The organism is Streptomyces sp. NPDC057280 (genome assembly GCF_042668605.1).
In the GTDB taxonomy this organism is placed as follows: domain Bacteria; phylum Actinomycetota; class Actinomycetes; order Streptomycetales; family Streptomycetaceae; genus Streptomyces.
The window spans coordinates 142,266-166,882 of record NZ_JBHUYR010000008.1 but is presented as its reverse complement, the minus strand read 5'-3'; the positions used below and the strand labels follow the sequence as shown (position 1 = coordinate 166,882).

Sequence of the window (24,617 nt, the reverse complement as noted above, 5' to 3'; positions counted from 1 at the left end):
CATGGCGCCAGGGGAGGGAGCGCCCAGAGAGACTTTGGTTGGTTAGGTTGCACCCATGAGCGAGGATGTGCGACTGGTCGCCTGGGTGCGTGGACGCGTCCAAGGTGTGGGTTTCCGCTGGTTCACGCGGGCCAAGGCCCTGGAGCTCGGCGGGCTGAGTGGTTTTGCTCTCAATTTGGGCGACGGACGGGTCCAGGTGGTCGCCGAGGGCCCGCGCGAGCGCTGCGAAGGGCTCCTCGCCTGGCTTCTGGGTGACGACACGCCCGGCCGCGTGGACGGTGTCACCGAGATCTGGGACACACCCCGTGGGGGTTACGACGGCTTCGCCATCCGTTGAACCGGTTCTGTAAACCACGCCTGGTGGCAGCGGAGGAACATGCCGACGGCAGCTGCCCGAGGCGGAAAGACGCTGGTGGTTGCCAAGAAGGGGTTCTCGTGGGAGGCTCCGCACTTAAGAATGATCGCTACGCCCCGAGGGCCCCGCAGGAGTCGCTGCGCCGCCGTTTCCCGGCCGCGCGCCACCGGGTTGCCCGCCAATACGGGGCGTGATCGTGTTGACCGTCAAACTTTTTGGTGAGACTCTGAAAGCACCCCGCGCACCTTAGCTGTTTGGCATGGTTGAACGGCAGCAGCAACTCAACAGTGTCAAGCATCGCGGGTGCGAATCCCTCACGACCCACACCGCTTCGGTCGGTCACTCAGTGTGGAGGACCATCCATCATGGCAAAGGCGCTTCTCGGTTACGTCGGCGGCTCCGACCCGCGACTCATTGCCGAGATGCGACGGCTCCAGCAGCGCGTACAGGACCTCGAATCCGAGCTCGTACGGATCCAGGCCGAGAACGACGCGCTCGCGGCTGCCGCTTCTCAGGACTCGCTTCTGGAGAGCATCGACGCACACCAGGCGGAGCCTGCGCTCACCTGATCACTGCATCGCACCACGACAAGCAGTGGTTGGGCTGTCCGTGTCAACCGCTAAGTTGTCAGAGTTGCAAGGGACGCTTCGGCGTCCCTTCTTTCTTTCCCCCGCACTCCCCTCACCTTCTTTAACGTCTGATGTGCCCTGCACGTTCATGGGTGAAACCGCGGGCAACCGCACGTTCATGGAGTGAGACAACCGCGGAAGGTAGAGTCCGGCGGCGTGCACCTCAAGGCCCTGACCCTCCGCGGGTTCAAGTCGTTCGCCTCGGCGACCACGCTCCGGTTCGAGCCGGGCATCACGTGCGTCGTGGGACCGAACGGCTCGGGCAAGTCCAATGTCGTCGACGCCCTCAGCTGGGTCATGGGCGAGCAGGGTGCCAAGTCGCTGCGCGGCGGCAAGATGGAGGACGTCATCTTCGCCGGCACCACCGGGCGCCCGCCGCTGGGCCGCGCCGAGGTGTCCCTGACCATCGACAACTCCGACGGGGCGCTGCCCATCGAGTACGCCGAGGTCACCATCACGCGGATCATGTTCCGCAACGGCGGCAGCGAGTACCAGATCAACGGCGACACCTGCCGTCTCCTCGACATCCAGGACCTGCTCTCCGACTCCGGCATCGGCCGCGAGATGCACGTCATCGTCGGCCAGGGCCAGCTCGACTCCGTCCTGCACGCCGACCCGATGGGCCGCCGAGCCTTCATCGAAGAGGCCGCGGGCGTCCTCAAGCACCGCAAGCGCAAGGAGAAGGCGCTGCGCAAGCTGGACGCGATGCAGGCCAACCTCGCGCGCGTGCAGGACCTCACGGACGAACTCCGCAGGCAGCTCAAGCCCCTCGGCCGCCAGGCGGCGGTCGCGCGCAGGGCGGCTGTGATCCAGGCGGATCTCCGGGACGCGCGGCTGCGGCTGCTGGCCGACGATCTCGTACGTCTGCGCGAGGCGCTGAAGGCCGAGGTCGCGGACGAGGCGGCGCTCAAGGAGCGCAAGGAGACCGCCGAGCAGGAGCTGAAGAAGGCGCTCCAGCGCGAGGCGCTCCTGGAGGACGAGGTACGGCAGCTCACCCCCCGCCTCCAGCGCGCCCAGCAGACCTGGTACGAGCTCTCCCAGCTCGCCGAACGGGTGCGCGGCACGATCTCGCTCGCCGACGCGCGCGTGAAGAGCGCGACCTCCGCCCCGCCCGAGGAACGGCGGGGCCGCGACCCCGAGGACATGGAGCGCGAGGCCGCCCGCATCCGCGAGCAGGAGGCCGAGCTGGAGGCTGCCCTGGAGGCGGCCGAGCGGGCCCTCGAGGACACGGTCGCCCACCGCGCCGAGCTGGAACGCGCGTTGACCGACGAGGAACGGCGCCTGAAGGACGTGGCCCGCGCCATCGCCGACCGCCGCGAGGGCCTGGCCCGCCTCAACGGGCAGGTCAACGCGGCCCGTTCCCGTGCCGCCTCGGCCCAGGCCGAGATCGACCGCCTGGCCGCCGCGCGGGACGAGGCCCAGGCACGGGCGGTCGCCGCGCAGGAGGAGTACGAGACGCTCAAGGCCGAGGTCGACGGCCTCGACGCGGGTGACGCGGAACTCGCCGAGCGGCATGACGCGGCGAAGGCCGCGCTGGCCGAGGCGGAGGCCGCGCTGACGGCCGCGCGGGAGGCGGCGACGGCGGCGGAGCGCAAGCGCGCGGCGACGCAGGCCCGGCATGAGGCGCTGGCGCTGGGACTGCGGCGAAAGGACGGGACGGGCATACTGCTGGGCGCGAAGGACCGCCTCACCGGTCTGCTGGGCCCGGCGGCCGAGCTGCTGAGCGTGACGCCGGGCTACGAGGTGGCACTGGCGGCGGCGTTCGGCGCGGCGGCGGACGCACTGGCGGTCACCTCCCCGTCAGCGGCGGCAGACGCCATCCGACTGCTGCGCAAGCAGGACGGTGGACGTGCGTCACTTCTGCTGGCAGGCGCTCCGGAAACGCCCCTGAGGGGCGCGGGGAACTGCGCGACCAGCCACGAAGCACCCGCAGACGCCTCTCCACCTCACGCGGCATCATTCGTCCGCGGCCCCTCCGACCTCATGCCGGCCGTACGACGCCTACTGGCCGGCATCGTCGTCGTCAGCACCCTCGAAGACGCCGAGGACCTCGTCTACGCTCACCCCCACCTCACCGCCGTCACCGCCGAAGGCGACCTCCTCGGCGCCCACTTCGCCCACGGCGGCTCCGCGGGCGCGCCGAGCCTCCTCGAAGTACAGGCGTCCGTCGACGAGGCAGCCGCGGAGCTGGAGGAACTGGCCGTCCAGTGCGAGGCCCTCACCGAGGCGCAGCACGCCGCGGCGGAACGGCGCAGGGAATGCGCCGCCCTCGTCGAGGAGCTCGCGGAGCGCCGCCGCGCCGCCGACCGGGAGAAGTCGTCCGTCGCCCAGCAGCTCGGCCGGCTCGCCGGCCAGGCGAAGGGCGCCGCGGGGGAGGCCGAGCGGTCGACCGCGGCCGCGGCCCGCGCGCAGGACGCACTCGACAAGGCCCACCAGGACGTCGAGGAACTCGCCGAACGGCTCGCCGTCGCGGAGGAGATGCCCGTCGAGGAGGAACCGGACACCGCCGTACGGGACCGGCTCGCCGCCGACGGGGCCAATGCCCGCCAGACCGAGATGGAGGCCCGGCTCCAGGTCCGTACGCACGAGGAGCGCGTGAAGGGCCTCGCCGGCCGTGCCGATTCCCTCGACCGCGCCGCCCGCGCGGAGCGCGACGCACGCGCGCGTGCCGAGCAGCGGCGGGCACGCCTGCGCCACGAGGCGGCCGTCGCCGAGGCCGTGGCGTCCGGCGCCCGGCAGTTGCTGACGCACGTCGAGGTGTCGCTCGCGCGCGCGGACGCCGAGCGGACCGCCGCCGACGCCGCCAAGGCCCTGCGCGAGCAGGAGCTGACCGCCGCCCGCGCCGCCGGCCGCGACCTCAAGGCCGAGCTGGACAAGCTCACGGACTCCGTCCACCGCGGTGAGGTCCTCGGCGCCGAGAAGCGGATGCGGATCGAGCAGCTGGAGACCAAGGCGCTGGAGGAGCTGGGCGTCGAACCCGCCGGCCTGGTCTCCGAGTACGGCCCCCATCAGCTCGTACCGCCTTCTCCGCCCGCCGAGGGGGAGGAGCTGCCGGAGGACCCCGAGCATCCGCGCAACCAGCCCAGGCAGTTCCACCGGGCGGAGCAGGAGCGGCGGCTCAAGGCGGCCGAGCGGGCCTACCAGCAGCTCGGCAAGGTCAATCCGCTGGCGCTGGAGGAGTTCGCGGCGCTGGAGGAGCGGCACCAGTTCCTCAGCGAGCAGCTGGAGGACCTGCGGAAGACCCGCGCCGACCTGCTGCAGGTGGTGAAGGAGGTCGACGAGCGCGTCGAGCAGGTCTTCACCGAGGCCTACCGGGACACGGCCCGGGAGTTCGAGGGTGTCTTCAGCCGGCTCTTCCCGGGCGGTGAGGGGCGGCTGATCCTGACCGATCCCGACAACATGCTCACCACGGGCGTGGACGTCGAGGCGCGTCCGCCGGGCAAGAAGGTCAAGCGGCTGAGCCTGCTGTCCGGTGGCGAACGGTCCCTCACGGCCGTAGCGTTGCTGGTGTCGATCTTCAAGGCCCGGCCGAGTCCGTTCTATGTCATGGACGAGGTCGAGGCCGCGCTGGACGACACCAATCTTCAGCGGCTGATCCGGATCATGCAGGAGCTGCAAGAGGCCTCGCAGCTCATCGTGATCACGCACCAGAAGCGGACTATGGAGGTCGCCGACGCGCTGTACGGCGTCTCCATGCAGGGCGACGGCGTCTCGAAGGTCATCAGCCAGCGGCTGCGCTGATCCCGTCTACCCGCTCTTCACTTCTTCAATCCTTGAACTCATCTTTCACAGTGGTGCCTGTTTTCTCACATCGCTTTCGCTGTTGACTTCACAACTTGAAGGCATAAGGTCTGCATCGTTGTTCTTGCCTTCAGGCAGCGTTGCCGATGGCCTTAGGAGTTGAACGTGACCAGCACTGCGCCACCCACGTCAGGAGCCAGGACGGCTCATCCCGATCATCTCGGGCATGTCATCTTCATCGCGGCGGCCGCCGCGATGGGCGGGTTCCTCTTCGGGTACGACAGCTCCGTGATCAACGGCGCCGTCGAGGCCATCCGGGACCGGTACGACATCGGTTCGGCGGCGCTGGCGCAGGTCATCGCCATCGCCCTGATCGGCTGTGCCATCGGTGCCGCCACCGCGGGCCGGATCGCCGACCGCATCGGCCGTATCCGCTGCATGCAGATCTCCGCCGTGCTGTTCACGGTGAGTGCCGTCGGTTCGGCGCTGCCCTTCGCGCTGTGGGACCTCGCCTTCTGGCGCATCGTCGGCGGTTTCGCCATCGGTATGGCCTCCGTGATCGGCCCCGCCTACATCGCCGAGGTCGCCCCGCCGGCCTACCGCGGCCGTCTCGGTTCCTTCCAGCAGGCGGCGATCGTCATCGGCATCGCCATCTCGCAGCTGGTCAACTGGGGTCTGCTCAACGCGGCCGGCGGCGACCAGCGCGGCAAGCTGATGGGCCTGGAGGCCTGGCAGGTCATGCTCGGCGTCATGGTGATCCCGGCCGTCCTCTACGGCCTGCTCTCCTTCGCCATCCCCGAGTCCCCGCGCTTCCTGATCTCCGTCGGCAAGCACGAGCGTGCCCGCGAGATCCTCAAGGAGGTCGAGGGCGAGAACGTCGACCTCGACGCCCGCGTGGCCGAGATCGAGCACGGCATGCACAGCGAGCACAAGTCCACCTTCAAGGACCTGCTCGGCGGCGGCTTCTTCTTCAAGCCGATCGTCTGGGTCGGCATCGGCCTGTCGGTCTTCCAGCAGTTCGTCGGCATCAACGTCGCGTTCTACTACTCCTCGACGCTGTGGCAGTCGGTCGGCGTCGACCCGACGGACTCGTTCTTCTACTCCTTCACGACGTCGATCATCAACATCGTCGGCACCGTGATCGCGATGATCTTCGTCGACCGCGTCGGCCGTAAGCCGCTGGCCCTCATCGGCTCGGTCGGCATGGCCATCGGCCTCGGGCTGGAGGCCTGGGCGTTCAGCTTCGACCTGGTCGACGGCAAGCTGCCCGCGGCCCAGGGCTGGACCGCCCTCATCGCGGCGCACGTCTTCGTCCTCTTCTTCGCCCTCTCCTGGGGCGTGGTCGTCTGGGTCTTCCTCGGCGAGATGTTCCCCAACCGCATCCGCGCCGCCGCCCTGGGCGTCGCCGCCTCCGCGCAGTGGATCGCCAACTGGGCCATCACCGCGAGCTTCCCGTCGCTGGCCGACTGGAACCTCTCCGCGACCTACGTGATCTACACGGTCTTCGCCGCGCTCTCCATCCCGTTCGTCCTCAAGTACGTCAAGGAGACGAAGGGCAAGGCCCTGGAGGAGATGGGCTGAGCAGCCCCTACGAACTCGGGGAGAAGGGCTCAAACCCCGCTGCCCCTCTCCCCGTAACCCGCACCGCCGCTTCGGCTCGGCCACTGCCCGAGCCGGGGCGGCGGTGTCGCGTCCGGGCGGTCAGCCGCCGAGCCTCGGCAGGACGTCCTCGCAGAACAGTCGCAGACTCCGCCACCCCTCCGCGAGCGGCATCCCCCCGGCCAGCGGATGCAGTACGAGGTTGTCGAGGCCCTGCGCCACGCACTCGTCCGGCGTCAGAATCCGGTACACACCCTCGGCGCGCAGTTCCTCGACGCTCGTGGCCCCCGACTTCACCGCGGACCGGATGTCCCCGGACTGCCAGGAGGCGTACGTCCGGGCCTCGTGCAGGAAGTGCTCCCCGTGCGTGGCCCACACCTCGTCCGGGTCCTCCGCGAGGTGCAGCAGGGGGGTCTCGGCGGCCGGCATCATCGTCCAGCCCTCCGTGCCGTACTCGACGAGCCGCTCCTTGTAGTACGCCTCCAGCTCCGGCAGATGCGCGCTGGGGAAGAAGGGCAGACCGAGGCGGGCGGCCCGGCGGGCGGCGGCCCGCGAGGAGCCGCCGACCAGGAGGAGCGGGTGCGGGTCGGTGTACGGGCGCGGTGTGACGCGTACCGTACGGCCGCGGTACTCGAATTCCTCGCCGGTCCAGGCCTTGAGCAGCGTCTCCAGCAGTTCGTCCTGGAGCCTGCCGCGCCGCTTCCACTCCACGTCGAACAGTGCGTACTCCTCGGGCCGGTAACCGATCCCGGCGACCGTCACCAGGCGGCCCCCGCTCAGCAGGTCAAGGACCGCGATCTCCTCGGCCAGCCGCAGGGGGTCGTGGAGCGGGCCGATGATCGCCGAGACGGTGACCGCGATGCGGCGGGTGGCTCCGAAGACGGCTGCCGCGAAGGCGAAGGGGGAGGGCAGCCAGTTGTTCGCGACGCCGTGGTGCTCCTCCGTCTGCACGGTGGTGATGCCGTGCTCGTCGGCGTACGCGGCCATCTCCAGGGCGGCCTGGTAGCGGGCGCGCAGGGAGGAGGGAGTGGCGGCGGGCTCGACGAGGTTGAAGCGGACGACGGAGACGGGCATGGGGGTCTCCCTTCACCGGGCGGGTGTGGAGGGGGACGTTAGCTGACGGTGTGTCAGACATCCAGAGCGGTGTCGCAGGACTCCATGACTGATACTGGTCGGGTTATGGAAACCGTCATCCTTGCTGTAGTCATCGCCGTGGTCGTGCTCGGTGTGCTCGGCGGGCTCGTCGTCGGCAGCCGACGCAAGAAGCCGCTGCCCCCGCCGCCTCCCGCAGCGCCCGACATCACCGCCCCTCCGGCCGAGCCGCACATCGGCGACGAGGCCGAGACGCCCCGCGACGAACCGCGCCGGACGATAGAGGAGGTGGACCTGCCCGACGGCTCGACCGGAGTCGCCGTCGGGGAACCGCCCGTCGTCGAAGAGCTCCCGCCGACCGAGATCGAGGTCCCGGAGCCCACCGCCGGCCGCCTGGTGCGGCTGCGCGCCCGTCTCTCCCGCTCGCAGAACGCGCTCGGCAAGGGTCTGCTGACCCTGCTGTCCCGCGAGCACCTCGACGACGACACCTGGGAGGAGATCGAGGACACCCTCCTCACCGCCGACGTCGGCGTCGCCCCCACCCAGGAGCTGGTCGAGGGCCTGCGCGAGCGCGTGAAGGTGCTCGGCACCCGGACCCCGGAGGAGCTGCGCGGGCTGCTGCGCGAGGAGCTCCTGAAGCTGGTCGGCACCGACTTCGACCGCACGGTGAAGACCGAGCCCGAGACCAGCAAGCCCGGCATCGTGATGGTCGTCGGTGTCAACGGCACCGGCAAGACCACGACCACCGGCAAGCTCGCCCGGGTGCTCGTGGCCGACGGCCGTTCGGTCGTCCTCGGTGCCGCCGACACCTTCCGTGCCGCCGCCGCCGATCAGCTGCAGACCTGGGGTGAGCGGGTCGGTGCCCACACCGTGCGCGGCCCCGAGGGCGGCGACCCCGCCTCCATCGCGTTCGACGCGGTGAAGGAGGGCAAGGAGATCGGTGCGGATGTCGTGCTGATCGACACCGCCGGACGCCTCCACACCAAGACCGGCCTCATGGACGAGCTCGGCAAGGTCAAGCGGGTCGTGGAGAAGCAGGCGCCGCTCGATGAGGTCCTGCTGGTGCTGGATGCGACCACCGGGCAGAACGGTCTGGTGCAGGCCCGTGTGTTCGCCGAGGTCGTCGACATCACGGGCATCGTTCTCACCAAGCTCGACGGCACGGCCAAGGGCGGCATCGTCGTCGCGGTCCAGCGGGAGCTGGGGGTGCCGGTGAAGCTGGTGGGTCTGGGCGAGGGTGCCGATGACTTGGCGCCGTTCGAGCCGGAAGCGTTCGTGGATGCATTGATCGGAGACTGAGTGGCCGCTGGGCCGTTGGTTGTCTGCGGCGCCGTCGTGGCTGGTCGCGCAGTTCCCCGCGCCCCTAGGGGCGCTACCGAACCGCGAATCAAGAAGTGCCCCGCCCCCAAGGTGCAGTTGGGAGCGGGGCACTTCGCTCTGTACGGCTAGGCGCGGGACCGATGTGCCACGTACGCCAGCGTCCCCAGCAGCAGCCTCGCCGCCGGTGGCTTCGTCGCCGAGTCCAGGGCGGGCGGACGTAGCCAGTGAACCGGCCCCAGGCCGCCCCGGTCGGACGGGGGAGCCGTGATGTGGGTGCCCGGGCCCAGGCCGCGCAGGTCCAGGGAGGTGGGGTCGTCCCAGCCCATGCGGTAGAGGAGTTCCGGGAGTTCGGCGGCGGCGCCGGGGGCGACGAAGAAGTGGGCGCGGCCTTCGGGGGTGGTGGTCACCGGGCCGAGGGGGAGGCCCATGCGCTCCAGGCGGACCAGGGCGCGGCGCCCGGCCGGCTCGGCCACCTCGATCACGTCGAAGGCCCGGCCGACCGGCAGCATCACCGAGGCGCCCGGGAACTCGGCCCAGGCGCTGGTCACCTCGTCCAGTGTCGCGCCCGCCGGCACCTCGGGTGCGAAGTCGAGCGGATGCGCGCCCGGTGCCCGGCAGTCGGAGTGGCCGCAGGAACACGCGCCCGCGGCGGCCCGGGCGCCCGGGACCACGTCCCAGCCCCACAGGCCGGTGAACTCGGCCACGGCGGTGCACTCCGACGAGCGGCCGCGGCGACGCGAAGAGGACCGGATGTCGCGGATCCCCCGACTGCTGCCGATCGTGAAGCCCATGCCCCCTCCAACGGGTCCGGCGCACCGGTGGTTACGAGACGCGCACGGAAAGTGACCTGAGCGGTGTCGCACCCGTCCACTCGGCGCCCGGTTGTGCCCCGGGTGGTGCGCCCGGTGATGCGCGCCCCCGTGTGCACCGCTCCGCCCACTCCCGGCTGTCCTATGTCAAGTGAATCGCGTACGGACGACTGTGAGTTCATTCGAAGGGGTGGCGAATGGTGGCGTTTCCGGGATCGCCATGGCTGGACGGGTGATCGTAGGATTACTTTGAGTGCACGAGTCCTGGGGGCACATGCACTCGTGGGTATGCCGGAGGCAACTCGGTACCCCGTTCGAAGGGTGACAACCGTCGGACAGGAAGCCGTATTTACCGGCATTCTGATAGGGCTTGGCGCACTCAGCGACAAGTGGTCTCAGGGATGGGGGCGTTCCAGTGAGCGGCAACGGCGGAAGCGGAACGGGCGCCGGCAGCGCGGCGAACGGCGACAAGCGCCCCAATGAGCTGCTCACCTCGTGGTTCGTGCGCAGCGGCTGGTCGAAGGGCGAGCTCGCCCGCCAAGTCAACCGCCGGGCCCGCCAGTTGGGCGCCAACCACATCTCCACCGACACCTCGCGCGTGCGCCGCTGGCTGGACGGCGAGAACCCCCGTGAACCGATCCCGCGGATCCTGTCGGAGCTGTTCTCCGAGCGGTTCGGCTGCGTCGTCTCGGTCGAGGACCTGGGCCTGCGCGCCGCCCGCCAGTCACCCTCCGCGACCGGGGTCGACCTGCCCTGGACGGGCCCGCAGACCGTGGCCCTGCTCAGCGAGTTCTCGCGCAGCGACCTCATGCTGGCGCGGCGCGGCTTCCTCGGGACCTCGCTGGCCCTCTCCGCGGGCCCGTCCCTCATCGAGCCCATGCAGCGCTGGCTCGTCCCCGCCCCGTCCACCGCGCACCACGAGCCCGAGCCGTCCGCCGCCGCCCGCCGCGGCGGCCGCCTCTCCAAGCCCGAGCTGGACCTGCTGGAGTCCACCACCGTGATGTTCCGGCAGTGGGACGCCCAGTGCGGCGGCGGCCTGCGCCGCAAGGCCGTCGTCGGCCAGCTGCACGAGGTGACCGACCTCCTCCAGGAACCCCAGCCCGAGACCACCACCCGCAAGCTGTTCAAGGTCGCCGCCGAGCTGGCCGAGCTCGCGGGCTGGATGTCGTACGACGTGGGACTCCAGCCCACCGCGCAGAAGTACTTCGTCCTCGCGCTGCACGCCGCCAAGGAAGCGGGCGACAAACCGCTGGGCTCGTACATCCTCTCCAGCATGAGCCGCCAGATGATCCACCTCGGCCGGCCCGACGACGCCCTGGAGCTGGTCCACCTCGCGCAGTACGGCAGCCGGGACTGCGCGAGCCCGCGGACCCAGTCGATGCTGTATGCGATGGAGGCCCGCGCCTACGCCAACATGGGGCAGCCCGGCAAGTGCAAGCGTGCCGTCCGGATGGCCGAGGACACCTTCGCCGACGCCGACGACTGGGACGAGCCGGACCCCGACTGGATCCGCTTCTTCTCCGAGGCCGAGCTGTACGGCGAGAACTCCCACTCCTACCGTGACCTCGCCTACGTCGCCGGCCGCAGCCCGACGTACGCCTCCCTGGCCGAGCCGCTGATGCAGCGGGCGGTGGAGCTTTTCGCCAAGGATCAGGAGCACCAGCGGTCGTACGCACTCAACCTGATCGGCATGGCCACCGTGCACCTGCTCCAGCGTGAGCCCGAGCGGAGCACCGTGCTGGCCCAGGAGGCCATGGTCATCGCCAAGAAGGTCCGCTCCGAGCGTGTGAACACTCGTATCCGAAAGACGGTCGACACGGCCGTACGCGATTTCGGTGATCTGGCCGAGGTCGTGGATCTCACGGACAAGCTCGCCATCGAGCTGCCCGAGACGGCCGAGGCCGTCTGACATCCGCAGGAAATCCATGAACCCCGGCCGCGGCCGGCCCTCCCGAACTGCCCGACTCGGCTCCCCCATGCCAGGTCATCGGAAGGCCGTCCGCGGCCGGTTTCTTTCCTTCGATGAAGGTTGCGCCACGATAACGATCCACTCGGCGAACATCCGGCAGTTCATCGACGCGTAACACGCCATGCGCCTTCGTCACGGCGGCGAAACAACGAGGGGCTTCCACCGAAACCGCGCTGCGCCAATCTCATGGCGCATAACCGGCCCACCCCTCAATCCGCTCAGGCTTCGCCCGCACGGGGCCGTACCAACGACGAGGAGACGCCGATGGCACCAGCCATCACGCTCGCCGCAGACAAGCTGTCGGTGGCCAACACAGGTTTCATGCTCATCTGTTCCGCCCTGGTGTTGATCATGACCCCGGGCCTCGCCTTCTTCTACGGGGGCATGGTCCGCGTCAAGAGCACCCTGAACATGCTGATGATGAGCTTCATCAGCATGGGGATCGTCACCATCCTGTGGGTGCTGTACGGCTTCTCCATGGCGTTCGGGACGGACCACGGCTCGCTGATCGGCTGGGAGAACGACTTCTTCGGCTGGACGGGCATCGACAAGGGCGACATCTGGTCCGGGTACACGATCCCGGTCTTCGCCTTCGCCGTCTTCCAGATGATGTTCGCCATCATCACGCCGGCCCTGATAAGCGGCGCGATCGCCGACCGTGTGAAGTTCTCCGCCTGGTCGCTGTTCGTCGTCCTGTGGGCCACGGTCGTCTACTTCCCGGTCGCCCACTGGGTCTGGGGCACCGGCGGCTGGGCCTTCGAGCTCGGAGTGATCGACTTCGCCGGTGGTACGGCGGTCCACATCAACGCGGGTGCCGCGGCACTCGGCGTGATCCTGGTCATCGGCAAGCGCGTCGGCTTCAAGAAGGACCCGATGCGCCCGCACAGCCTGCCGCTGGTCATGCTCGGCGCGGGCCTCCTGTGGTTCGGCTGGTTCGGCTTCAACGCCGGTTCGTGGCTCGGCAACGACGACGGCGTCGGCTCCCTGATGTTCGTCAACACGCAGATCGCCACCGCCGCCGCCATGCTGGCCTGGCTCGCCTACGAGAAGATCCGCCACGGCGCGTTCACCACCCTCGGTGCCGCCTCCGGCGCGGTCGCCGGTCTGGTCGCCATCACCCCGTCCGGTGGTGCGGTCACCCCGATCGGCGCGATCGCGGTCGGCGCCATCGCCGGTGTCGCCTGCGCCGCGGCTGTCGGCCTGAAGTACAAGTTCGGCTACGACGACTCGCTGGACGTCGTCGGTGTCCACATGGTCGGCGGTGTCATCGGCTCCCTGCTGATCGGCTTCTTCGCCAGCGGCAAGGGCCAGTCGGACGTCGAGGGCCTCTTCTACGGCGGCGGCCTGGACCAGTTCTGGAAGCAGTGCGCCGGTGTCTTCGCGGTCCTCGCCTACTCCCTGATCGCCTCCGCGATCCTCGCCTTCCTCCTCGACAAGACCATCGGTATGCGGGTCACCGAGGACGAGGAAGTCTCGGGCATCGACCAGGCCGAGCACGCCGAGACCGCATACGACTTCAGCGGCGCCGGCGGCGGTTCCGCCAAGCCCGCAGTCGCCGCCCCGGCCGCCGAGAGCAAGAAGGTGGACGCATGAAGCTCATCACCGCAGTCGTCAAGCCCCACCGGCTCGACGAGATCAAGGAAGCCCTCCAGGCCTTCGGGGTCCACGGCCTGACGGTCACCGAGGCGAGCGGCTACGGTCGTCAGCGGGGCCACACCGAGGTCTACCGCGGTGCCGAGTACACCGTCGACCTGGTCCCGAAGATCCGTATCGAGGTCCTGGCCGAGGACGACGACGCCGAGCAGCTGATCGACGTCATCGTCAAGGCCGCCCGCACCGGCAAGATCGGTGACGGCAAGGTCTGGTCCCTGCCGGTCGAGACGGCCGTACGGGTCCGGACCGGCGAGCGCGGCCCCGACGCGCTCTGACGGAAAAAGAACAGGAGCTGCTGGGTGTCGAGTACGGACGTGCGCAAGGAAACAGAGGACTCCGGACCCAGCGGCTACGCGGCGGCCCGGCTGCGTCTCCTCAGCGAGGGGGCGCAGTCCGGGCCGCCGCGCCGTTCGGCCCTCTCCGAACTGACGGATGACTGGCTGAGCGGACTCTTCACGGCGGGCGCCGAGGGGATGCGCGGAGTCTCCCTCGTCGCCGTCGGCGGCTACGGCCGCGGCGAGCTCTCCCCCCGCAGCGACCTGGACCTGCTCCTGCTGCACGACGGCAGCGACTCCGGCGCGGTCGCCGCCCTGGCCGACCGCATCTGGTACCCCGTCTGGGACCTGGGCCTGGCCCTCGACCACTCCGTGCGGACCCCGGTGGAGGCCCGCAAGACCGCCGGCGAGGACCTGAAGGTCCAGCTCGGCCTCCTCGACGCCCGGCATCTCGCTGGCGACCTGGGCCTGACCGCAGGACTGCGCACCGCGGTCCTCGCCGACTGGCGCAACCAGGCCCCCAAGCGCCTCCCCGAACTCCAGGAACTCTGCGCCGAACGTGCCGAACGCCAGGGTGAGTTGCAGTACCTGCTCGAACCCGACCTCAAGGAGGCCCGCGGCGGCCTCCGCGACGCCACCGCGCTGCGCGCCGTCGCCGCCTCCTGGCTGGCCGACGCCCCGCGCGAGGGCCTCGACGACGCCCGGCGCCGGCTCCTCGACGTCCGCGACGCCCTGCACCTCGCCACCGGGCGCGCCACCGACCGGCTCGCGCTCCAGGAGCAGGACCAGGTGGCCGCCGAGCTCGGCCTCCTCGACGCGGACACACTGCTGCGGCAGGTGTACGAGGCGGCGCGCGTCGTGTCGTACGCCAGTGACGTCACCTGGCGCGAGGTGGGGCGCGTGCTGCGATCGCGTGCCGTGCGGCCGCGGCTGCGCGCCATGCTCGGCGGCGGGAAGCCCGTCGCGGAGCGGTCGCCGCTGGCCGAGGGCGTGGTCGAGATGGACGGCGAGGTGGTGCTCGCCCGCGCCGCGCGCCCCGAGCGCGACCCCGTCCTGCCGCTGCGCGCCGCCGCGGCAGCCGCGCAGGCCGGACTGCCGCTCTCGCTGCACGCCGTACGGCGCATGGCCGCCCACGCGCGCCCCCTGTCCACGCCCTGGCCCGCCGAGGCCCGCGAACAGCTCGTGACCCTGCTCGGTTCCGGCGCCCCGACCATCGACGTCTGGGAGGCACTGGAGGCGGAGGGCCTGATCACGCGGCTGCTGCCCGACTGGGAGCGGGTGCGCTGCCGGCCGCAGCGCAACGCCGTGCACATCTGGACCGTCGACCGGCACCTCATCGAGACGGCCGTACGGGCCTCGGAGTTCACCCGCCGCGTCCACCGCCCCGACCTGCTGCTGGTCGCCGCGCTGCTGCACGACATCGGCAAGGGCTGGCCCGGCGACCACTCGGTGGCCGGCGAGATCATCGCGAAGGACGTCGCCGCGCGCATCGGCTTCGACCGCGAGGACGTCGCCGTACTCGCCACCCTGGTACGGCACCACCTCCTCCTCATCGACACCGCCACCCGGCGTGACCTGGAGGACCCCGAGACGGTCCGGTCGGTCGCGGAGGCGGTCGGCACGCCGTCGACGCTGGAACTGCTGCACGCCCTGACCGAGGCGGACGCGCTGGCCACCGGCCCGGCGGCCTGGTCGTCCTGGCGGGGTTCCCTCGTCACCGACCTGGTGAAGCGGGTCGCGGCCGTGCTCGCCGGGGACGACCCGGCCGAGCCCGAGGCCGCCGCGCCCACCGCGGAGCAGGAGCGGCTGGCGATCGAGGCGGTCGCGACCGGCAGCCCGGTGCTGTCGCTGCGGGCCCAGACGGAACCGCCGACGGGGGAGGAGCCGTCCGGCGATCCCGAGCCGCTCGGCGTGGAACTGCTCATCGCGGTGCCCGACCAGCCGGGTGTCCTCCCGGCGGTGGCGGGCGTCCTGGCCATGCACCGCCTCACCGTCCGGACCGCGGAACTGACGGCGCTGGACCTGCCGGACGGGGTCGAGGGCTCGGTGCTGCTGCTGAACTGGCGGGTCGCGGCGGAGTACGGCTCGCTGCCGCAGGCCGCGCGGCTGCGGGCGGATCTGGTGCGGGCACTGGACGGGTCGCTGGACATCGCGGGCCGCCTCGCCGAGCGGGACGCGGCCTACCCGCGCCGCCGGGGTGTCGTCGCCCCGCCGCCGCGGGTGACGGTCGCCCCGGCCGCGTCCCGGCTGGCCACGGTCATCGAGGTGCGCGCCCAGGACGCCCCGGGGCTGCTGTTCCGGATCGGGCGGGCGCTGGAGGACGCGAGCGTACGGGTGCGCAGCGCGCATGTGTCGACGCTGGGCGCCAACGCCGTCGACGCCTTCTACGTCACCGGTCCCGAGGGCGCCCCGCTGCCGGGCGACGAGGTGGCCTCGGTGACGCGGAAGCTGGAGGAGACGTTGCGGGGCTGACGGGGGATCCCGGCGACCTGCCGCGCCGGGATACCCTGGAAGACGCTCATACTGCCCCCGACTCCGAGGACCGACGCCGCCGTGTTCGATACTCTCTCCGACCGCCTCTCAGCGACCTTCAAGAATCTGCGCGGCAAGGGGCGTCTGAGCGAGGCGGACATCGACGCCACCGCGCGCGAGATCCGTATCGCGCTGCTCGAAGCGGACGTGGCCCTGCCGGTCGTCCGGACGTTCATCAAGAACGTCAAGGAGCGTGCGCTCGGCGCCGAGGTCTCCCGGGCGCTGAACCCGGCCCAGCAGGTCCTGAAGATCGTCAACGAGGAGCTCGTCACGATCCTCGGTGGCGAGACCCGCCGCCTGCGCTTCGCCAAGCAGCCGCCGACCGTCATCATGCTGGCCGGTCTCCAGGGTGCCGGTAAGACCACTCTCGCGGGCAAGCTGGGCCACTGGCTGAAGGAGCAGGGCCACTCGCCGCTGCTGGTCGCCGCCGACCTCCAGCGCCCCAACGCCGTGAACCAGCTGAGCGTCGTCGCCGACCGCGCCGGCGTCGCCGTGTACGCGCCGGAGCCGGGCAACGGCGTCGGTGACCCGGTCAAGGTCGCCAAGGACTCCATCGACTTCGCCAAGTCCAAGGTCCACGACATCGTCATCGTCGACACCGCGGGCCGCCTCGGTATCGACCAGGAGATGATGCAGCAGGCCGCGGACATCCGGGACGCGGTCTCTCCCGACGAGATCCTCTTCGTCGTCGACGCGATGATCGGTCAGGACGCGGTCAACACCGCCGAGGCCTTCCGCGACGGCGTCGGCTTCGACGGCGTGGTGCTCTCCAAGCTCGACGGTGACGCCCGCGGTGGTGCCGCCCTGTCGATCCGGCAGATCACCGGCAAGCCGATCATGTTCGCCTCCAACGGCGAGAAGCTCGACGACTTCGACGCCTTCCACCCTGACCGGATGGCCTCCCGCATCCTCGACATGGGTGACCTGCTCACCCTGATCGAGCAGGCGGAGAAGACGTTCAGCCAGGAAGAGGCCGAGAAGATGGCCTCCAAGCTGGCGTCCAAGAAGGGCCAGGACTTCACCCTGGACGACTTCCTGGCCCAGATGGAGCAGGTCAGGAAGATGGGCAGCATCAGCAAGCTGCTCGGGATGCTGCCCGGCATGGGGCAGATCAAGGACCAGATCAACAACCTCGACGAGCGGGACGTCGACCGCACCGCCGCGATCATCAAGTCGATGACGCCGGGCGAGCGCCAGGACCCGACGATCATCAACGGCTCCCGGCGCGCCCGTATCGCCAAGGGTTCCGGCGTCGAGGTCAGCGCGGTCAAGGGCCTGGTCGAGCGGTTCTTCGAAGCCCGCAAGATGATGTCCCGCATGGCCCAGGGCGGCGGGATGCCGGGCATGCCGGGCATCCCGGGCATGGGCGGCGGCCCCGGCCGCGCCAAGAAGCAGCCCAAGAAGGCCAAGGGCAAGCAGCGCTCCGGCAACCCGATGAAGCGCAAGCAGCAGGAGCAGGAGGAGGCCGCGCGCCGCGCCGCCGCCGCGCAGGGCGGCAACGCCTTCGGCGTCCCGGGCCAGCAGGCCCCGCAGGACTTCGAGCTGCCGGACGAGTTCAAGAAGTTCATGGGCTGACGGTTCTCTCTTCGACGTCCCCGGGGGCGCTCCTCTTCGGAGGGGTGCCCCCGGCGTCGTCAGCGCACATGCTGGCGCGGCTTTCCTGTCGTAACGTCCGGATATGACCAACCCTGCGCCGCCCCGCAAGTCGCCGGACCAGCCCTGGCGTACCGAGGGCACCCCGGAGGAGCCGCAGAAGCCGTCCCCCGGTGGACGCAGGCCGCGTGGCGGCTGGTGGAGTCTCGTCGTCACCGCGCTGGTCGTGTTCCTGGTCGCCAACCTCGTGCTGTCCTTCTTCAACGAGGGTGACGAGCCGACGATCTCGTACACCGAGTTCAGCAAGCAGGTCGACGCCGGCAACGTCAGCAAGATCTACGCCAAGGGCGACGCGATCCAGGGCCAGCTCAAGAAGGAGCAGGACAACCCCGAGGGCGACGGCAAGTACACCAAGTTCAACACCGAGCGGCCGACCTTCGCGGACGACCAGCTCTGGGAGGACCTGACCAAGCACAACGTCACGGTCACCGCCGAACCGGTCGTCCAGCACCGCAGCTTCCTGGCCAACCTGCTGATCTCGCTGGCGCCGATGCTGCTGCTGATCGTGCTGTGGATCTTCATCGCGCGGCGGATGAGCGCGGGCATGGGGGGCGCGGGCGGCATGCTCGGCCGCAAGGCGCCCCCGAAGCCGGTCGAGCTGGAGTCGGGGGAGAAGCGCACGACCTTCGCGGACGTGGCCGGCATCGACGAGGTAGAGGGCGAGCTCAACGACGTCGTCGACTTCCTGAAGAACCCCGAGGCCTATCGGCGCATGGGCGCCAAGATGCCGCGCGGTGTGCTGCTCGCGGGGCCGCCCGGCACCGGCAAGACACTGCTCGCGCGGGCGGTCGCAGGTGAGGCGGGGGTGCCGTTCTTCTCGGCGTCCGCCTCCGAGTTCATCGAGATGATCGTCGGCGTCGGCGCCTCACGCGTGCGGGAGCTGTTCGCGGAGGCCCGCAAGGTGGCCCCGTCGATCATCTTCATCGACGAGATCGACACCATCGGCCGGGCCCGCGGCGGCGGCTCCGGCATGGGCGGCCACGACGAGCGCGAGCAGACCCTCAACCAGATCCTCACCGAGATGGACGGCTTCTCCGGCTCGGAGGGCGTGATCGTCATCGCGGCGACCAACCGCGCCGACGTCCTGGACCCCGCCCTGACCCGCCCCGGCCGCTTCGACCGGGTGGTCATGGTCTCGCCCCCCGACCGCGGCGGCCGTGAGGCGATCCTGGAGATCCACACCCGGGACATCCCGATGGCCGACACCGTCGACCTCGCCCAGGTCGCCCGCACGACCCCGGGCATGACCGGCGCCGAACTGGCCAACCTCGCCAACGAAGCCACCCTCCTCGCCGTCAAGCGCAAGCAGGAGCAGGTGACCCAGACCGACCTCTCGGAGGCACTGGAGAAGGTCCAACTGGGCGCCGAACGCCCGCTGGTGATGCCCGAGGAGGAACGCCGCCGCACGGCGTACCACGAGAGCGGACACGCCCTCCTCGGCATGCTGCAACCGGGCGCCGACCCCGTCCGCAAGATCACCATCGTGCCGCGCGGCAGGGCGCTGGGGGTGACCCTGTCGACGCCGGACGCCGACAAGTACGCGTACACCGAGGAGTACCTGCGCGGCCGGATCATCGGCGCGCTCGGCGGCATGGCGGCCGAGCAGGTCGTCTACGGCGTGATCACGACCGGCGCCGAGAACGACCTGGAACAGGTCACCAGCATCGCGCGCGGCATGGTGGCCCGGTGGGGCATGAGCGAACGGGTGGGCCGGCTGTCCGCGCTCCCCAACGACGCCCAGCAGGCCTACGGGCTGGCCGCAGCCCCGCAGACCCTCGACGTCATCGATGCCGAGATGCACCGGATCGTCGACGAGTGCTACGACGAGGCCTGCCGCAAACTCCGCGACCACCGCGGCCGGTTGGACGCGCTCGCCGAGGCGCTCCTGGAGAACGAGACCCTGGAGGAGGCGGACGCGTACCGCATCGCGGGGATCACCCGGCTGACCAAGGACGAGGCCTAGGCGTCCACGCGGGTCCAGCCGCGCGGCTTCCGCCCGTCGCAGCGCCTGGTTCAGGCCATGTTGGTCACGGCACGCGCGCGATGAGATACCGGAACACGTTCGGCATCCACACCGTCCGGTCCCGCCGCTGGTACGGATGGAGCGCCTCCGCCACCTCCTTGTCGACCTGCGCCTGGTCGGTCGCGGAGATCGCCGCGTCGAAGAGACCGGTCGACAGCAGGCCCCTGACCGCGCTGTCCAGGTCGGCGTACCCGAACGGGCAGGCCACCCGCCCGGAACCGTCCGGCTTCAGCCCCGCCCGCTGGGCGACCTCCTCCAGGTCGTCGCGAAGAGCGGGGCGCCAACTGCCCGCGCTGCGCAGCGGATCCGCCAGCTTCGTGGCCACCCGCAGCACGGACGACGTGGTGCAGCGTTCCGGCGGACCCCAGCCGGCGAGCACCACGGGCGCCCCGCGCTCGGCGAGCGGGGTCGCTGCCTGCAACAGCTCGCCGAGCCCCTCCGAGTCGCCTGCGAGACATCCGATGGGCTCGAAAGCGGTCACCAGGGTGTACGCGGGCGTCTCCGCGTCGGCCGCGTCCTGTGGTGTGCCGTCGACCAACCGGGTGGCCCCGCGTGGGCCCGTGCCCCGCGCCTCGGGAAGCAGCCGCTCCCGGGCCAGGGCCAGCCGTTCGGGGCGGGAGGCGTCGACGCCGGTGACCGCGGCCCCTCTGGAGGCGGCCATCAGAAGGGCGAGCCCGCTGCCGCAGCCGAGGCCGAGCAGCCGGGTGCCGTGTCCTACATCGAGTCGCTCGTAGACGGCCTCGTAGAGCGGGACGAGCATCCGCTCCTGGATCTCGGACCAGTCACGCGCGCGTGCCCCCGGGTCCACGCGGGGTGTCTCCGCCGCGTGAGCCAGGTGCTGCCGCACGAGCGTAGGTGTCATCAAAGCGCCCCAATCCGCCGAGAGTTGCCCTTGTGTCCGTTTCCGTGGCCCCCGTGACGTGCGCTCGCTCTTCCCCCGCAATGCCAGCAAACTCCGCGTCCGTCCCGGCGTCCAGGGGTCGTGGGGCCCGGCTTCCGGGTTGAACGTGCCAGTGGCGAGATTTCACATGCCGGCAACCTGGGCCCGTACGATCCCGTCATGAAAAGGCACCAGCCAGGCCGGCCGAGCGCGCGGTGACCGTACGGTGTCTGGTCGCCGAGGGCGGGTCGGTGCCGGACGCCGAGGGGGAGCCGGGTAACGTCGCGGGCGTCGCACGCGCTTACTGAGGTAGCGCCCTTCCGGCGGAAGAGCGACCGAAACGCCTCTTGCGCATCCGAGGACCCCACTCGTCGCGACGCGCGGACATCGCCTACGCGGCGGTGCGTATATCGGACTACGTACCGCCTTGGTAGGAGCTGTGAGGCTTCTCCGCAGATCAGCGCACCCGCCCTCGTCAGGACGCATCAGCGGCAACTGACGGGTACGTGCAAATTATTTGGGATGGCCCGGAATCGGAACACTGGGGCACTCAGGCTCGTTGTCATTACGTGAGCACGACACAGACACCACCTGTTCTCGCCGCCGAGCTGGCACAGGCGTGGGCCGACATTCAGCGGTACCACCCCGAGCTGCCCGACCTCGCCGCGCCAGAGTCCCTGATCGGAGAGTCGTCGTCCGCGTGCGGGCACGAGCTCTCCTTCGAGCGACTGCTCCATGAGGCAGTCCATGGGATCGCCGCAGCCCGCGGCGTCCGTGACACCTCCCGCGCCGGCCGCTACCACAACCGCAGATTCCTCGCGATCGCCGAGGAACTGGGCCTGGACCACCCCGAGGAACCGCACCCGAGCAGCGGCTTCTCGCTGGTCACTCTCAACCCCGAGGCGAAGCGCCGCTACCGGCCGACGATCGACCGCCTCCAGCGCGCTCTGAAGGCGCACACGGCGGCCACCTCCGCCGACACCTCCCGCACCTTCCGCGGCCCGGCCGCCCGGCACGGCTCCTCGGGGGGTGGCGTGCGGGTGAAGGCGGTCTGCGACTGCGGGCGCAACGTCCGGGTCGTCCCGTCGGTGCTGGCGCAGGCCCCGATCGTGTGCGGCGGCTGCGGCAAGCCGTTCCGCATCCCGGAGGTCGCCGGGGCGGCCTAGCCACGCGCGGTGCCGGCGTCTCGTGGGTGCCGGAACCGGTGTCGTGGCGTTGCCTGTGACGGGCACCCGGACCGCCGGGTGCCCGTCAGGCATGCCCCGAGGTGGCCTCGGTCCAACCCGACCTGCGGGGTGTGGCACAATGGCTAGCTGTACTCGACAGTCGCACAGGACCCCTCTCTCCTCCGGCTGACGCGTCCATCGGGCACTCGGGTACCGCAACCCCACGCGGCAATCTCGCCGTGCCCAACCACGTCAAAACCAGGAGAATCCACTCCCGTGGCAGTCAAGATCAAGCTGAAGCGTCTGGGCAAGATCCGTTCGCCTCACTACCGCATCGTCGTCGCCGACTCCCGCACCCGTCGTGACGGCCGTGCGATCGAGGAGATCGGTCTGTACCACCCGGTGCAGAACCCGTCGCGCATCGAGGTCGACGCCGAGCGCGTCGCCTACTGGCTGGGTGTCGGCGCGCAGCCGACCGAGCCCGTGCTCGCCATCCTGAAGAAGACCGGCGACTGGCAGAAGTTCAAGGGCGAGCCCGCCCCGGCTCCGCTGCTCGTCGCCGAGCCCAAGAAGGCGCGCCCCTCGTTCGAGGCCCTGGGCGGCGACGACGAGGGCAAGGGTGAGGCCATCACCCAGAAGAAGAAGGCTGAGAAGAAGGACGAGGCCGCGGCCGAGTCCGAGTCGACCGAGGCCTGAGCATGCTCGAGGAGGCTCTCGAGCACCTCGTGAAGGGCATCGTCGACAACCCTGACGATGTGCAGGTCGCATCCCGCAACCTGCGCCGCGGACGCGTGCTCGAGGTCCGGGTCCACCCCGACGACCTCGGCAAGGTGATCGGCCGCAACGGCCGCACCGCGCGCGCTCTGCGCACCGTCGTGGGCGCCATCGGCGGTCGCGGCGTCCGCGTCGACCTCGTCGACGTGGACCACGTCCGCTGACGCCAAACGCAGCACCGGCTCGGGCCGGGGAGGGCCTTCGGGCCGTCCCCGGCCCGTAGTCGTACGTACGATCAGGAGATCTTCGAAAAGTGCAGCTCGTAGTCGCTCGCATCGGCCGTGCTCACGGCATCAAGGGCGAGGTCACCGTGGAGGTCCGCACCGACGAGCCGGAGCTCCGGCTCGCCCCCGGTGCCGTCCTGCTCACGGACCCCGCCGCCACCGGCCCCCTCACCATCGAGACCGGCCGGGTGCACAGCGGCCGGCTCCTCCTGCGCTTCGAGGGCGTCAAGGACCGCACCGCGGCCGAGGCCCTGCGCAACACCCTCCTGATCGCCGAGGTCGACCCGGAGGAGCTGCCGGAGGACGAGGACGAGTACTACGACCACCAGCTGATCGACCTGGACGTGGTCACCGCCGACGGCGTGGAGGTCGGCCGGATCACCGAGATCTCGCACCTGCCCTCGCAGGACCTGTTCATCGTGGAGCGTCCCGACGGCAGCGAGGTGATGATCCCCTTCGTCGAGGAGATCGTCACGGAGATCGACCTGGAGGAGCAGAAGGCGGTCATCACCCCGCCGCCCGGGCTGATCGACGACCAGGCCGAGATCGCCTCGTCCAGGGAAGACAGCGCATGAGACTCGACGTCGTCACGATCTTCCCCGAGTACCTCGAACCCCTGAACGTCTCCCTCGTGGGCAAGGCACGCGCGCGTGGGCAGCTCAACGTCCAGGTGCACGATCTGCGCGAGTGGACCTACGACCGCCACAACACCGTCGACGACACCCCGTACGGCGGCGGCCCCGGCATGGTCATGAAGACCGAGCCCTGGGGGGACGCGCTGGACACGGTGCTGGCCGACGGCTACGAGACCGGCTCGCACGCGCCCGCCCTCATCGTCCCCACGCCCAGCGGACGCCCCTTCACCCAGGAACTCGCCGTCGAGCTCTCCGAGCGGCCCTGGCTGGTCTTCACGCCGGCCCGCTACGAGGGCATCGACCGCCGGGTCATCGACGAGTACGCCACCCGGATGCCCGTCTACGAGGTCTCCATCGGCGACTACGTCCTCGCCGGCGGTGAGGCGGCCGTCCTGGTGATCACCGAGGCCGTGGCGCGCCTGCTGCCCGGCGTCCTCGGCAACGCCGAGTCGCACCGGGACGACTCCTTCGCGCCCGGCGCGATGGCGAACCTCCTGGAAGGCCCCGTCTACACCAAGCCGCCCGCCTGGCGCGGCCGGGAGATCCCGGAGACGCTGCTCAGCGGCCACCACGGCAAGATCGCCCGCTGGCGGCGCGACGAGGCACTCAAGCGCACCACCGCCAACCGGCCCGACCTGATCGAGCGCTGCGACCCCAAGGCCTTCGACAAGAAGGACCGCGAGATGCTCTCCATCCTGGGCTGGGCACCGGACCCGGCGGGGGAGCCGTACGGCCGATTTTGGCGTCGGGTCGACGACGTGGAAGAATAGGTCGCTGTTGTGCGTCGTCCGGCGTGCGCCCCTGCCACAGGGGGACACGACGCCCGCCCCGACACGGACAGCATCCTCAGGAAACACCTATCTCCCGCCTATGACCTGTGGCATGGGCGAAGAAAGCAGACGAAATGTCTCACCTGCTCGACTCCGTCGACAGCGCGTCGCTGCGCAGCGACATCCCGGCCTTCCGCCCGGGTGACACCGTCAACGTCCACGTCCGCGTCATCGAGGGCAACCGCTCCCGTGTGCAGCAGTTCAAGGGCGTAGTCATCCGTCGCCAGGGCGCCGGTGTCCGCGAGACCTTCACGGTCCGCAAGGTCTCGTTCTCCGTCGGCGTCGAGCGCACCTTCCCGGTGCACACCCCGATCGTCGAGAAGATCGAGCTCGTCACCCGCGGTGACGTCCGTCGCGCGAAGCTGTACTACCTGCGTGAGCTGCGCGGCAAGGCCGCGAAGATCAAGGAGAAGCGCGAGAGCTGATCTCGCGTTCGGGGCTCCACAGAGGGGCCGGAT

Annotated in this window: 20 protein-coding genes; 17 read left to right on the top strand and 3 right to left on the bottom strand. The window is 70.4% G+C overall.

Going from position 1 to position 24,617, the window contains the following annotated elements; genetic code table 11:
- The first annotated feature begins 55 nt into the window (after window positions 1-55).
- The 4 genes from ACFUO4_RS35380 to ACFUO4_RS35365 all read left to right on the top strand — a co-directional run bounded on the left by ACFUO4_RS35380 (window position 56) and on the right by ACFUO4_RS35365 (window position 6,306).
- Window positions 56-337 carry an acylphosphatase gene (locus ACFUO4_RS35380; protein ID WP_059198050.1) on the top strand — a complete coding sequence of 94 codons (282 nt, stop codon included), beginning with the start codon at window positions 56-58 and terminating at the stop codon, window positions 335-337.
- 383 nt (window positions 338-720) lie between these two features.
- Window positions 721-924 carry a hypothetical protein gene (locus tag ACFUO4_RS35375; RefSeq protein ID WP_059198049.1) on the top strand — a complete coding sequence of 68 codons (204 nt, stop codon included), beginning with the start codon at window positions 721-723 and terminating at the stop codon, window positions 922-924.
- 216 nt (window positions 925-1,140) lie between these two features.
- Window positions 1,141-4,725, top strand: coding sequence for a chromosome segregation protein SMC (gene smc / locus ACFUO4_RS35370; RefSeq protein ID WP_383492577.1), 3,585 nt, complete (start codon window positions 1,141-1,143; stop codon window positions 4,723-4,725).
- 165 nt (window positions 4,726-4,890) lie between these two features.
- The gene (locus ACFUO4_RS35365) at window positions 4,891-6,306 is read left to right on the top strand and encodes a sugar porter family MFS transporter (protein WP_383492574.1); all 1,416 of its coding nucleotides are present in this window, start codon (window positions 4,891-4,893) and stop codon (window positions 6,304-6,306) included.
- Between the two features lie 120 nt (window positions 6,307-6,426).
- Here ACFUO4_RS35365 and ACFUO4_RS35360 read toward each other — a convergent pair whose 3' ends face one another.
- Window positions 6,427-7,398 (bottom strand): LLM class flavin-dependent oxidoreductase, encoded by a 972-nt coding sequence (locus ACFUO4_RS35360; RefSeq protein WP_383492571.1) that lies wholly within the window; start codon window positions 7,396-7,398, stop codon window positions 6,427-6,429.
- Window positions 7,399-7,503: 105 nt separating this feature from the next.
- Here ACFUO4_RS35360 and ftsY point away from each other — a divergent pair, with 105 nt between their 5' ends.
- Window positions 7,504-8,715: a signal recognition particle-docking protein FtsY gene (gene ftsY, locus ACFUO4_RS35355; protein ID WP_383492568.1), complete on the top strand. Its 1,212-nt coding sequence runs from the start codon at window positions 7,504-7,506 to the stop codon at window positions 8,713-8,715.
- A gap of 146 nt (window positions 8,716-8,861) precedes the next feature.
- Here the strand turns inward: ftsY and ACFUO4_RS35350 are convergent, their stop codons facing one another.
- A complete protein-coding gene (locus ACFUO4_RS35350; RefSeq protein ID WP_383492565.1) occupies window positions 8,862-9,527 on the bottom strand; it encodes a bifunctional DNA primase/polymerase in 666 nt (221 codons plus the stop codon).
- Window positions 9,528-9,960: 433 nt separating this feature from the next.
- Between ACFUO4_RS35350 and ACFUO4_RS35345 the strand changes: the two genes are divergently transcribed.
- The 6 genes from ACFUO4_RS35345 (at window position 9,961) to ftsH (ending at window position 19,590) form a co-directional block, all read left to right on the top strand.
- Entirely contained in the window at window positions 9,961-11,454 is a 1,494-nt protein-coding gene (locus ACFUO4_RS35345) for a hypothetical protein (RefSeq protein ID WP_383492562.1), read from the top strand.
- A 324-nt stretch (window positions 11,455-11,778) separates the two neighbouring features.
- A complete protein-coding gene (locus ACFUO4_RS35340) occupies window positions 11,779-13,107 on the top strand; it encodes an ammonium transporter (protein WP_079310395.1) in 1,329 nt (442 codons plus the stop codon).
- Window positions 13,104-13,442, top strand: a complete 339-nt coding sequence (locus ACFUO4_RS35335) for a P-II family nitrogen regulator (RefSeq protein ID WP_003997576.1) — start codon at window positions 13,104-13,106, stop codon at window positions 13,440-13,442. The genes ACFUO4_RS35340 and ACFUO4_RS35335 overlap by 4 nt, the downstream gene beginning before the upstream one ends.
- A 24-nt stretch (window positions 13,443-13,466) precedes the next feature.
- Window positions 13,467-15,914 carry a [protein-PII] uridylyltransferase gene (locus ACFUO4_RS35330; protein WP_383492559.1) on the top strand — a complete coding sequence of 816 codons (2,448 nt, stop codon included), beginning with the start codon at window positions 13,467-13,469 and terminating at the stop codon, window positions 15,912-15,914.
- A gap of 81 nt (window positions 15,915-15,995) precedes the next feature.
- Window positions 15,996-17,549 carry a signal recognition particle protein gene (gene ffh / locus ACFUO4_RS35325; RefSeq protein WP_383492556.1) on the top strand — a complete coding sequence of 518 codons (1,554 nt, stop codon included), beginning with the start codon at window positions 15,996-15,998 and terminating at the stop codon, window positions 17,547-17,549.
- Between the two features lie 103 nt (window positions 17,550-17,652).
- Window positions 17,653-19,590 carry an ATP-dependent zinc metalloprotease FtsH gene (gene ftsH / locus ACFUO4_RS35320; protein WP_383492553.1) on the top strand — a complete coding sequence of 646 codons (1,938 nt, stop codon included), beginning with the start codon at window positions 17,653-17,655 and terminating at the stop codon, window positions 19,588-19,590.
- 64 nt (window positions 19,591-19,654) lie between these two features.
- On the opposite strand, the gene ACFUO4_RS35315 is transcribed toward ftsH, so the two are convergent.
- Window positions 19,655-20,512 carry an SAM-dependent methyltransferase gene (locus tag ACFUO4_RS35315; protein ID WP_383492550.1) on the bottom strand — a complete coding sequence of 286 codons (858 nt, stop codon included), beginning with the start codon at window positions 20,510-20,512 and terminating at the stop codon, window positions 19,655-19,657.
- 587 nt (window positions 20,513-21,099) lie between these two features.
- Here ACFUO4_RS35315 and ACFUO4_RS35310 point away from each other — a divergent pair.
- The 6 genes from ACFUO4_RS35310 to rplS all read left to right on the top strand — a co-directional run bounded on the left by ACFUO4_RS35310 (window position 21,100) and on the right by rplS (window position 24,584).
- Entirely contained in the window at window positions 21,100-21,696 is a 597-nt protein-coding gene (locus ACFUO4_RS35310) for a hypothetical protein (protein ID WP_383492547.1), read from the top strand.
- Window positions 21,697-21,972: 276 nt separating this feature from the next.
- Window positions 21,973-22,392: a 30S ribosomal protein S16 gene (rpsP, locus tag ACFUO4_RS35305; RefSeq protein WP_059198036.1), complete on the top strand. Its 420-nt coding sequence runs from the start codon at window positions 21,973-21,975 to the stop codon at window positions 22,390-22,392.
- Between the two features lie 2 nt (window positions 22,393-22,394).
- On the top strand, window positions 22,395-22,634 hold the full coding sequence (locus ACFUO4_RS35300; RefSeq protein WP_003973401.1) for an RNA-binding protein: 240 nt from the start codon (window positions 22,395-22,397) through the stop codon (window positions 22,632-22,634).
- A gap of 89 nt (window positions 22,635-22,723) precedes the next feature.
- Complete coding sequence (gene rimM, locus ACFUO4_RS35295) at window positions 22,724-23,269, top strand: ribosome maturation factor RimM (protein WP_126274588.1); 546 nt, start codon at window positions 22,724-22,726, stop codon at window positions 23,267-23,269.
- A complete protein-coding gene (gene trmD, locus ACFUO4_RS35290) occupies window positions 23,266-24,099 on the top strand; it encodes a tRNA (guanosine(37)-N1)-methyltransferase TrmD (RefSeq protein ID WP_383492543.1) in 834 nt (277 codons plus the stop codon). Before rimM ends, trmD begins: the two co-directional genes overlap by 4 nt.
- Before the next feature lie 134 nt (window positions 24,100-24,233).
- Window positions 24,234-24,584 carry a 50S ribosomal protein L19 gene (gene rplS, locus ACFUO4_RS35285; RefSeq protein WP_079309735.1) on the top strand — a complete coding sequence of 117 codons (351 nt, stop codon included), beginning with the start codon at window positions 24,234-24,236 and terminating at the stop codon, window positions 24,582-24,584.
- Window positions 24,585-24,617: the final 33 nt, after the last annotated feature.